The following is a 10,025-nucleotide window of genomic DNA, read 5'->3' on the forward strand; positions in this document are numbered from 1 at the left end:
CGTACTTTGTCGAAAAGTATCATTTTTGGTCTTGGTAAATCGACAAAATGCTTTCAGGGTAATTCTTAATTTTTATAGGGACATTCAAAGTTCTTATGGAAATTTTCTTATTCAGCCTATGAAAAAAGGTTGACTGATTTGGGAATCGTTGGTATTATAAGTATCATAAAACAGTGAACAATGTCGAATAATGACGTTTTTGGAACATTGAGAGGAGTAACGATTGTTATGATGAAATCAACAGGAATTGTAAGAAAAGTAGACGAACTTGGACGGGTTGTTATTCCTATTGAATTACGCCGTACACTTGGCATTGGCGAAAAGGACGCACTGGAAATTTACGTTGATGGCGAACGGATTATGCTTAAAAAGTATGAGCCTGCCTGCATTTTCTGTGGCAACGCTGAGAACGTAACTTACTTTAAAGGAAAAATAGTTTGTCATGAATGCATATCTTCCATCCCTACCCCTGTGACAAACTAAATTAAATAGTATATAATAGAACTAATCAAATTGTTAATTCTAACCTTTTCATATCTCCTTGACCTCCCGTGACCGCGGGAGGTATTTTTTATGTCTGGGTTTGCCCTCCTGGTTATCCCCTCCCTAAGGGCAATGTGCTTCAAGACGGAACTAGTAATACTTAGTTGTATTTCTTACAGTTATTTTAAATGCTTTTTACCATTAAACGAATTAATTGTATTTTGTACACTTATATTTCCTATATCTCCGTGAAATCAATCCTTTCCACCTTTATAACTGTATGAAGTACAACTAAACGAACAAATACATAAAAAAATTCAAAAATAACTGTACAAATTACATTTAACCCACAGATAAATCACTCAAGCTCGAAACGGCTCCGAAAATCCTTAGTTATTCTAGGAATTCGTCTATAACACTTACTCTTCTGCTCTATCAAGCAACGCATTATAAATATCCCGTTTGGCTACACCCCGGTCTGATGCCGCTTTTTTCATAGCCTCTTTCCGTGGTACATCCTGTGCTTCGTAATGAGCTACATGATCTTCAATGCTTAACTGACGCCACCACGCCGATTCTGCGATTTCTGCATCTTCCTTGCTCTCCCCTTCTACGACAATAACATATTCGCCTAGCGGAGGATGTTCAGCCAGCCATAGTGTACATTCCTCAATCGAACCGCGTAGAAACTCCTCATATCTTTTCGTTAATTCACGTGCCAACACAATCTGGCGATTACCGAATGCTTCTTGAAGATGAGCAAGTGTCTTAACTACGCGATGGGGAGATTCGTAGAACAACAAAGTGCCTTGAGCCGAACGAAGTGGACTTAATACTGCTCGGATGTCCTTACGCTCTCGGGGAAGAAAGCCGATAAAGGTGAACGTATTCGTAGATAGACCAGAAGCGATCAAAGCTGACAACGCTGCGTTAGCTCCAGGGATAGGAATCACCGGAATTCCATGACTTATTGCAAGGGCTACAAGATCCGCTCCAGGGTCAGAAATCGCTGGTAAACCGGCATCGCTGACGAGTGCCAAATTTTTTCCTTCTATTATATAGCGTACAAGCTCAGGTCCACTGGCGGCCTTATTATGCTCATGATAACTAAACAACATCGAAGGTGAAATCTCAAAGTGGCTGAGTAATTTTCGGGTCTGTCTCGTATCTTCCGCGGCAATAATATCACATTCCTGCAATGTACGGACTGCACGATAGGTCATATCCTCCAGATTACCGATAGGTGTAGCCACCAGAAAAAGCGACCCTGTTGTCTCCTGAGTACTGGTATTAGTCTTGTTTTGAAAACTGCTTTGGCATGATATCGTCATGATTTACCCTCTTTAGCACCATAGTAGATGTCCATAATCTCTGGACAGTATTGATTGTCCTCATTATATACGATGAGCGGTGGTTGTAAACGAACCTCAGGCTTTCCATCACGTGCAGCTTCGATTAATACCATATTTGCCTCCAGATGGGCACGTGGATGTACAAACCGAATAATCTTTGGCTCGAGTCTATATTGTCTCATAAGACTGATAATATCAACCAACCGTTGTGGTTTATGAACCATACTTACCTTTCCGCCCGTCCGAACCAATCGCACACAAGCCTGAATGACCTCCTCCAGTGTACAGCCTATCTCATGGCGAGCCATAGCTTGATGGTTGTTCAGCTTCAGATCACTGCCATTAAGCGGCATATAAGGAGGGTTGACCGTTATTGCATCATACACCCCATGTCCTGCGGTAGTATATAACTCGCGCAAATCACCTTCATGAATTACAACCTGATCCTGAAGGCCATTTAGAGCCACGCTACGACGAGCCATATCAGCTAAACGAGGTTGTATTTCAATGCCTTCTATAGAAGCTTTTGTCCGGGTAGTCATTAAAATCGGTATTACACCATTTCCCGTACAAAGATCTAGAACTCTTCCACGTGGCGGAACACTGGCGAAACGAGCAAGCAATACAGCATCCATAGAAAAACTAAATACTTCATCACTTTGAATAATGCGCAGGTCATGTGTTAGTAAATCATCCACCCGCTCCGTCGGTAACAAGGGGACAGATATATCATTAAAAGAATTCGTCATGTAATAATCTCCTAAAGGTTTTGTTGAGAAAAACTTGCTTCAAAGGCATATGTCTATGGGCTAAAATTCAAAAAAAACCGTAGGATTAATCTCCTACGGCTGGATATCCTCATTTATTAAGAAAAGAAAGACAGAACAGACAGTCACCTTCCGTGCGTAAATGTCCAAAATAAACATTACAGATGTGAAAGCCTTCGTGGTAAAGTCGAGCCAAGTTGTCATAACCTTCCCCGACAACCTCTTCTGTTCCCTCTCCGGTAGCTAAAAGAGCTTCCGCCTCCGCAGAATCTACGGTAGGATCCAAAGGTGCATCCCGCTTTAAAATTTTGCGAAGCTGTTCATTCTCCAGAGTTAACCTCTGGTTAGCTTCCATCAGTTCTTTTACCGTCTGTTTCCATTCTCCAAGATTGGCGCGCATCGTTTCCATCTGCGCTTCCATATCCTGCATGTGTGCAAATATATTTTTCTTCTCCAAGTTTCCACCCCGAAAGTAACCTTATATGGTTTACTTGACGACAACATCATCCATTGGAAGTTCCTTAACTTTGCCCACTTCAAACAACTGTACATGAACCGTACGGTTTCCGGCATTGATTCCTACTACTTTGCCATCCCCCAATGAGGTCACGACAATCTTGCCGACCGCTGGCATTTCTTCCTTTACACTCTCATAATTGTCATGCTCAAATTTCAAACAACACATCAGACGTCCACAAAGTCCGGAAATCTTGGTCGGATTAAGTGAAAGGTTCTGATCCTTGGCCATTTTTATGGATACGGGTTCAAAATCCCCTAACCAAGAGGAGCAGCAAAGCACTCGTCCACAAGGTCCAAGTCCACCTAGCATCTTAGCTTCATCACGTACCCCAATTTGCCGAAGCTCAATGCGGGTCCGAAAAATACTTGCCAGATCCTTAACCAATTCTCTAAAGTCAACGCGTCCTTCGGCCGTAAAGTAAAATATAATCTTATTACGGTCAAAAGTAAACTCTACATCTACGAGCTTCATTTTGAGACCGTGGTCGCGTATTTTATTTAAACAGGTGGTAAAAGCCTCCTTAGCGGCGCTTTTGTTCTCCTCAACAACGCGTGCGTCGGTTTCTCCGGCAATACGCATCACTTTTTTGAGGGGTAGTACAACATCGGACTCCTCCACCTCTTTTTTGCCTACGACAACCTTACCGTATTCCACCCCACGTGCTGTCTCAACAATAACACATTGATCTCGTTCAATCGGAAAATCAAGTGGATCAAAATAATATATTTTACCCGCTTTTTTAAAACGGACACCTACTACGCTGTACAAAAATTAACCCCCTTGTTTGCCGGTAAAAGGAACCTATGGGCATGTCCGCTCCCTGATGATCCATGCTTGTCCTTCCTCGTCTGTTAAAACGATACTTCCAGGTAAAGCGACATCCGGAGGATATATCATTGCTAATCCTTTAACTTTCCAGTCGGATTAAGAACTGCTCCAGACACAACTGGGCATTGGCATTGGAACGCAGCTTCTTAGTACTCTCTGCAGCATATCCCATATAAGCCACCCATTGTTCCGCACTGCGCCCACGGGCATGCCTGGAAATAAAGTCTAACTGATCTATAAAAACGATACTTTCGTGCTTGCGGTACAGGAAGTAGAGCATATCTTTAAACCATAGATGGAACATGCTGAAAAGGATATCCAAATGTTCAGCGAGCCCAGTCTTGAACAGCTTCTGCCCGGCAGTTGCTACCGTGGAGCTGCCCTTGCTTAAGGACTCCTTAGCTAATTGTAACACTAGATTTCTCATTTCTGCAAACCAATTCTGTTCCAAAAGTTCCCTGCAACCATCAAGTCCCGAACTAAGTGATACTGCACATCGAGCTAAGGGGATCGGCACACCCTCACTTGCTAGCGCTTGAAGCATAATATCCGGATTTAACGGACTAAATGGGATCCGCTGAGTCCGTGACTGAATCGTCGGCAATAAAGAACGACTATTATCAGATATTAGGATTCCTACTGCCGGAGCTGGCGGTTCTTCCAGAAACTTCAACAAACTATTGGCAGCTTGTACCGTCATTTTGTCTGCCCCATCTATAATATAAACCTTTGGATTCACACCCTCAGATCGATAGGAAAAGACACGCTGCAGCTCACGGATCTGGTCTATTTTTATGCTTGCACCGTCGGGCTGCAGCAATGACAAATCAGGATGGTTTCCATGCTCAACCTTTCGGCACTCTAGACATTCGCCACAGGCGTCATCCTTGCTTTCCGTGCAAAAAATTGCTTGGGCAAACATCAGCGCCGTCTTCATTTGTCCACTGCCTGCTGGTCCTGTAAATAAATAAGCATGGCTCACAGCATCCTTGCGCAAGGCATTTTGGAGTAGCCGTTTAGCATGCTCCTGGCCTACTATATCATGAAAAGGCATAATTTCCTCCCAAAACTTTAAAAAGAAAGGTTGATTAACAACCCACGAATTTCTCCAACACGTCCCAACAGATCTATTCGGCCCTGCTCACTATTCAGCAGATCGTCTGCCATAGATAGCAAAGCCGCATCAATTTCCTCAAGCAGCTTGTAACGCTTACCCCGCCCACGTCTATCCCATCCACGTGTCTCTTTCAGTATAACGCCTCTACGAGCGGTTTCTTCCAGAAACCTTTTGATCATCATCCGGTAAATGGTGAGTTCACGAATGGTCATAGACTTAGATAAACGGTCGCCTTGTGACTGTATTTCTTTGATCTGGCGGTTTAGTTCATCTTTGGTTTTCTGTTCACCTTGCTGCTGAAAAACGTCAGAGAACGATTTCTGCTGAACAGGCTTATTAGCCCCTTCTGCATTTGGAAGCTCACTCTTTAAGGGCCTATATCCCGGATTGATCTTCAAAGGTTATCTACCGCCCCTTTTTTGTAAATGACTTACTCATTTATATTATACTTAATAATGTTCGAAACGATCTACAGGAAGCACGAATACAGTAGCGCCACCGACCTGTACTTCAACAGGGAGCGGTAAATAGGAATCCGTCGTGCCACTCATCGGAGTTACTGGAGTGACTAGTTGTTCACGCACTTTACAGCTGTTACGGATAACGTTCAATACAGCTTCGATCTGACTGTCTTCTACCCCAATCATAAATGTCGTATTTCCCGCCCGCAGAAATCCACCTGTACTTGCGAGTTTGGTAGCACGGAAATTGGCTTTTACTAGCTCACTGGATAACCGGTTACTGTCTTTATCCTGGATAATTGCAATGATCAACTTCATCTTCGCATTCCCTCCCAAAAAAGTTTTATGGAGTATTACTACTTAATGTGTTCTTAGTAGCAACCTCACTTCATAAGCAAACGCTTAGTTATATGCCACTTCTCTTATTATATTAGACAAAACACCCTAAAAACCCTTTAATACTCTCTCTTCAAGAGTTCTCACGATATCTTGTTCTACCAGATGAATAGGGCGGTTTGCATCAAGAACTACTATTCTCTCCGGATTCGCCTTAATTAATAAATGATAACCTTCACGAACCTTCTGATGAAAGGCAAGACTCTCCATATCCAGACGATTGACTTCGCGATCTTGATTGGCCGCAATCCGTGATAATCCAATCTCAGGGTCTACATCCAGATAAAAGGTTAGATCGGGCATGCGATTTCCAATAGCAAAACGGTTAATACTCCACACCTCTTCCATACCTAATCCTCTTGCATGTCCTTGATAAACGAGACTGCTGTCTACAAAGCGGTCACAGAGGACTGTAAGCCCTTCTCTAAGAGCTGGCTCTACTACTTCAGCGAGATGTTGGCTTCTTGATGCAGCGTACAGCAATGCCTCAGTACGTGCATCCATTGCAGTATGGGCAGGATCCAGAATAATAGAGCGAATTTTTTCGGCGATTTCTATGCCTCCAGGTTCACGTGTAATTCGATAGGGCATGGACCGATTCTGCAAATATGCTGCTACTCTGCCCAGTACCGTTGTTTTTCCGGAGCCTTCGCCCCCTTCTAATGTTATGAAGAAACCTTCTTTGCCCACTTATACTTCTCCGCCCTTCTGAATGTTGTATACCTTAATACGCTGCAAGACCGGATCAGCACAAGCCTGGAACTTCGCACCTCCATAAGCTAAACCAGTCAGTCTTTGCTGTATCTGATCTGTGATGACTTCACCCGGATATAATAATGGAATGCCTGGTGGATAGGGAATTACCATTTCTGCAGCTACTCTCCCCACGCTGTGTTCAAGATTAATACTTTCTACCTCATTGACTGATACCGGCTTCAAAGAGAAGGGAACGGGTACCGAGATTTGTAAAACATTCAAATTGTTCCACGTGGAAATATTTTGAGATTCTAAAATGCCAGCGGTGTGCGGTGATTCGGATGTAACCTCCGAATCTATTTCCCGCAGCGCCTGCAATAACCTTGCTGCATCTTCAGCCTTCGAACCGAGGCTGAACAGCAGCACTACGTGCCGGTCGTCACTCATCTCCGGCACACAGCCCTTAGCCTCGAGCCTGCGCTGCAGCTCGAAACCGCCTAGGACCCCGGTGGCGTCATAAATGACGACTTTGAAGGGGTCCTGCGTCTCGTACGCCGCCTTATGCAGCGGCGTGCCGTCGTGCAGCGGCTCTGCCGGCTGCACCAATCCATAGCGCGGCAGCTCGGCAAGGCCGCGCCGCAGGACATCCACGGCGGCCAGCCCCGCCGTGAATGCATCGCTGCCCCGGCTGTGCAGCAGCCGCCGGGCAAGATCAAGCGACGCCATCATAGGATATGATGGGCTGGAGCTCTGCACCATGGCGAGCCGCTGCGAGAGCAGGGCGCGGTCGAGCCGCTGCCCTTGAACATGCAGCATAGCGCCCATGGTCATCGCAGTGAGCATCTTGTGCGTGGACTGCACTACGCCGTCCGCGCCACAAGCAAGCGCCCCGGCAGGCAGTGCCGGGTGCTGCCCGTAATGCGCCCCATGCGCTTCATCGACAAGCAGCGGTACACCGCTGTCGTGGCAAATACGCGCGAGGGGCGCAAGGTCACTGCCCATGCCGTAGTAATTGGGCATGGTGACAAATACAGCGGCGGCTTCAGGATAGGCTGCAAGTGCAGCCTCAACAGCTTCTGCCGCCGGCGCTACTGCCAAGCCGCTGAGTGGATCAATTAGCGGCTCGACGAAAACAGCCCTCACTCCAGCTAACATAAGACCATGAATCACTGATTTATGCACATTTCGTTGAAGAATCAGAATCATTCCTGGCTCGGGGCAAGCCGTTAGAATCAGCGCCAGGTTACCCGCCGTACTTCCGCCAACTAGAAAAAAACTCTCCTCTGCTCCAAAGCAATCCGCAGCCAACTCCTGTGCTTCCTTAATGACTCCCTCAGGATGATGAAGATCATCCGTACCGGTAATCTCCGTAACATCGTACTTCATGACCACATCTAGAAACCCAGCGCCTTCTACGCCGTCATATGCCGCTCCATTTTTATGTCCCGGCACATGATAAGATATATTACCCACAATTCTATATTGCTCCAGCATTTCGTATACAGGTGCCCTACATCGTTGTAATTTATTCATATTAAATTCCTTCCCATAGGGTTCCTTCTATTTTAACGTAAATATTCAGAAACTCCTATGTTTCCTCATAAAAGCATCTGACTGAACAGCAAAACGGCTCCCCCCGCTTAAACAACGAGGAAGCCGTATATGAATATCTCTAATGCAGCCCTTATATCTTTCATCCAGACTGCTCTCTTATCCGCATCAATTAACAGAGTTGCTCTACTTAAGCGTTCTTTTGCAATCCGATCTTCTTCATCTGGCCAATAAAAAAACGGTACTTAGCATCTTCTGCCTCGGTACGGATCATTTCTGCCTCACAATCCTCACAAATAAAATGCGAGACAATCACAATACCTTCTTCTTTTTCCTGCCCACAAATGATACAAGCTTGCCCGGTTTGCTGTTCCATAACCATCCCACCTTGACTCTTTTAAGAACAGTATGATACACCTTCTATCATTTTAAACCTTTTCATAGTTTTTTCATATCCTTCGTTTCGTGTATTATATATATTCCGCTGCCCCTATATCGGTGAATATTCGCCCATAGTTTAATAAAATGCTTTCATTCGCCGATATTAAGAACATATGAATCTGTGAGGAGGTTAGTCTATTTTATATGGAACCCAACACCAAAGGCGCTGCTACATTCTATCAATATAAATTAATCAAAAAAATTAATCTAACGGCACCTCTGCTGCGTGTTTATATTTTGCTCCCTCTTTTGGTCCTTGTGCTCGAGACAGTCTTTCTTTCTTGGTGGAGTATTCTCTACTTAATTATAGCTGCTCCGGTTATGTTCTGGGTTCAATATGTTATTTCACGCTCAGTACTTCTAATCTCCGGGCATCCTATTTCAAAAAGATGGTCCATCTCATTTAAAATCCCGTGGCTTGGCTTCATGCCAGATCAACACATTAGTTACCGCATTTTCCGTAAAGTACAGTTACATAATTTTTATATTGGTCTTTGTATTGCAGCTCTCTTTATTTTTTGGTCTCCACCGGCATTTACAGTATCCCTGATTATTTGCCACTTGTGGCTTTTATTGCCCCGTCTCTATACACTGTTCAAAATAAATCAACGCAACAAGGAAGGCATGCTGAAGTTTAATCCATCCGATGCCTCCTATTACTCTCAATAGAGTACAGTTAACCTGTGTTCGCATATAAATAAATAATCGCCATCCATAAAGGACGGCGATTATTTATTTTGTCTTAAGACCTTTAATTAAGGCCTTCTTTTCTTTAGGAATCATAACTATAAAATAATCATCATGCACTGTTAAATGAACCGTTACTCCATCCTTCTGAAAAACACCAGATGAATCGGTATTCTCCTCTTCCTGTTCAACCCATCCCCAGGCCTTAATAGTATCCATATACTCCTCTGGGATGCCGTTCTTCTCCTTTAATCCAGGTAAAGAATAACGCACATAATCCATAGCAACGTTTGTCGTAGTCTGGTCTGGTGAGTACGCCTCTTGGGGCACAGGGAAATTTTTCTCGTTTAGCGCACCCTCAAAAGCATCCCAGCTGGGCGCTTTCGTACCGCAGCCTGCCAGTATTAAAGCTACTATACACGAAAAAATTAATATCTTAATAATTCTTGTTTGTTTCATGCCTTAAATCCTCCTTACCTCCACAATGCATCTAAAGACACAAGAAAATTCAAAGTTAGAATTTATGAGTAGTTCCTTCGTATTAGAGATGTTGCTTATTATTTGCACTTATCTATTATACTTGTATCGACCTCAGCGTCGGTAACAAAAATGTCACTCAATTACAGCCCCTTCAGATGTTGTACTCCCCTTCAAATAACACTCTTGTCCAAAAAAAACAAAAAAGCCACTGCTGATAAATCAACAATGGCTTAATGTGCTTGGCAA

13 protein-coding genes are annotated in these 10,025 nt (G+C 44.1%); 2 read left to right on the forward strand and 11 right to left on the reverse strand.

Annotated elements, in window-relative coordinates; genetic code table 11:
* Nucleotides 1-228: 228 nt before the first annotated feature.
* Nucleotides 229-483 (forward strand): AbrB/MazE/SpoVT family DNA-binding domain-containing protein, encoded by a 255-nt coding sequence (locus MKY14_RS30680; protein WP_036678829.1) that lies wholly within the window; start codon nucleotides 229-231, stop codon nucleotides 481-483.
* Nucleotides 484-902: 419 nt separating this feature from the next.
* Here MKY14_RS30680 and rsmI read toward each other — a convergent pair whose 3' ends face one another.
* The 10 genes from rsmI to MKY14_RS30730 all read right to left on the reverse strand — a co-directional run bounded on the left by rsmI (nucleotide 903) and on the right by MKY14_RS30730 (nucleotide 8,547).
* Nucleotides 903-1,814, reverse strand: a complete 912-nt coding sequence (gene rsmI, locus MKY14_RS30685; protein ID WP_036678832.1) for a 16S rRNA (cytidine(1402)-2'-O)-methyltransferase — start codon at nucleotides 1,812-1,814, stop codon at nucleotides 903-905.
* Entirely contained in the window at nucleotides 1,811-2,584 is a 774-nt protein-coding gene (locus MKY14_RS30690) for a tRNA1(Val) (adenine(37)-N6)-methyltransferase (protein ID WP_036678833.1), read from the reverse strand. Before MKY14_RS30690 ends, rsmI begins: the two co-directional genes overlap by 4 nt.
* A gap of 109 nt (nucleotides 2,585-2,693) precedes the next feature.
* The gene (yabA, locus tag MKY14_RS30695; protein ID WP_036678835.1) at nucleotides 2,694-3,059 is read right to left on the reverse strand and encodes a DNA replication initiation control protein YabA; all 366 of its coding nucleotides are present in this window, start codon (nucleotides 3,057-3,059) and stop codon (nucleotides 2,694-2,696) included.
* Nucleotides 3,060-3,089: 30 nt separating this feature from the next.
* Nucleotides 3,090-3,890 carry a PSP1 domain-containing protein gene (locus MKY14_RS30700; RefSeq protein WP_036678838.1) on the reverse strand — a complete coding sequence of 267 codons (801 nt, stop codon included), beginning with the start codon at nucleotides 3,888-3,890 and terminating at the stop codon, nucleotides 3,090-3,092.
* 139 nt (nucleotides 3,891-4,029) lie between these two features.
* Nucleotides 4,030-5,004: a DNA polymerase III subunit delta' gene (gene holB / locus MKY14_RS30705; protein ID WP_076099912.1), complete on the reverse strand. Its 975-nt coding sequence runs from the start codon at nucleotides 5,002-5,004 to the stop codon at nucleotides 4,030-4,032.
* Nucleotides 5,005-5,021: 17 nt separating this feature from the next.
* On the reverse strand, nucleotides 5,022-5,465 hold the full coding sequence (locus MKY14_RS30710; protein WP_036678842.1) for a YaaR family protein: 444 nt from the start codon (nucleotides 5,463-5,465) through the stop codon (nucleotides 5,022-5,024).
* 51 nt (nucleotides 5,466-5,516) lie between these two features.
* On the reverse strand, nucleotides 5,517-5,846 hold the full coding sequence (locus MKY14_RS30715; RefSeq protein WP_036678844.1) for a cyclic-di-AMP receptor: 330 nt from the start codon (nucleotides 5,844-5,846) through the stop codon (nucleotides 5,517-5,519).
* A 126-nt stretch (nucleotides 5,847-5,972) separates the two neighbouring features.
* Nucleotides 5,973-6,614: a dTMP kinase gene (gene tmk, locus MKY14_RS30720; RefSeq protein WP_036678846.1), complete on the reverse strand. Its 642-nt coding sequence runs from the start codon at nucleotides 6,612-6,614 to the stop codon at nucleotides 5,973-5,975.
* Complete coding sequence (locus MKY14_RS30725) at nucleotides 6,615-8,153, reverse strand: aminotransferase class I/II-fold pyridoxal phosphate-dependent enzyme (protein WP_340978094.1); 1,539 nt, start codon at nucleotides 8,151-8,153, stop codon at nucleotides 6,615-6,617. It lies immediately after the preceding gene.
* A 208-nt stretch (nucleotides 8,154-8,361) separates the two neighbouring features.
* Entirely contained in the window at nucleotides 8,362-8,547 is a 186-nt protein-coding gene (locus MKY14_RS30730; RefSeq protein ID WP_036678851.1) for a sigma factor G inhibitor Gin, read from the reverse strand.
* Between the two features lie 209 nt (nucleotides 8,548-8,756).
* On the opposite strand from MKY14_RS30730, the gene MKY14_RS30735 reads away from it, so the two are divergent.
* The gene (locus tag MKY14_RS30735) at nucleotides 8,757-9,281 is read left to right on the forward strand and encodes a hypothetical protein (protein ID WP_076194944.1); all 525 of its coding nucleotides are present in this window, start codon (nucleotides 8,757-8,759) and stop codon (nucleotides 9,279-9,281) included.
* A 63-nt stretch (nucleotides 9,282-9,344) separates the two neighbouring features.
* Here MKY14_RS30735 and MKY14_RS30740 read toward each other — a convergent pair whose 3' ends face one another.
* Complete coding sequence (locus MKY14_RS30740) at nucleotides 9,345-9,758, reverse strand: hypothetical protein (RefSeq protein ID WP_036678856.1); 414 nt, start codon at nucleotides 9,756-9,758, stop codon at nucleotides 9,345-9,347.
* Between the last annotated feature and the right edge of the window lie 267 nt (nucleotides 9,759-10,025).

Origin of the sequence: Paenibacillus sp. FSL R5-0887 (assembly GCF_038002305.1) — a bacterium.
Classification (GTDB): Bacteria; Bacillota; Bacilli; order Paenibacillales; family Paenibacillaceae; genus Paenibacillus_AQ; species Paenibacillus_AQ odorifer.

Bases quoted from the DNA above. Each gene is read 5' to 3' on its own strand.
- MKY14_RS30680 (WP_036678829.1), top strand. From the start codon at position 229: ATGATGAAATCAACAGGAATTGTAAGAAAAGTAGACGAACTTGGACGG.
- rsmI (WP_036678832.1), bottom strand. From the start codon at position 1,814: ATGACGATATCATGCCAAAGCAGTTTTCAAAACAAGACTAATACCAGT.
- MKY14_RS30690 (WP_036678833.1), bottom strand. From the start codon at position 2,584: ATGACGAATTCTTTTAATGATATATCTGTCCCCTTGTTACCGACGGAG.
- holB (WP_076099912.1), bottom strand. From the start codon at position 5,004: ATGCCTTTTCATGATATAGTAGGCCAGGAGCATGCTAAACGGCTACTC.
- MKY14_RS30715 (WP_036678844.1), bottom strand. From the start codon at position 5,846: ATGAAGTTGATCATTGCAATTATCCAGGATAAAGACAGTAACCGGTTA.
- MKY14_RS30725 (WP_340978094.1), bottom strand. From the start codon at position 8,153: ATGAATAAATTACAACGATGTAGGGCACCTGTATACGAAATGCTGGAG.
- MKY14_RS30730 (WP_036678851.1), bottom strand. From the start codon at position 8,547: ATGGAACAGCAAACCGGGCAAGCTTGTATCATTTGTGGGCAGGAAAAA.
- MKY14_RS30735 (WP_076194944.1), top strand. From the start codon at position 8,757: ATGGAACCCAACACCAAAGGCGCTGCTACATTCTATCAATATAAATTA.
- MKY14_RS30740 (WP_036678856.1), bottom strand. From the start codon at position 9,758: ATGAAACAAACAAGAATTATTAAGATATTAATTTTTTCGTGTATAGTA.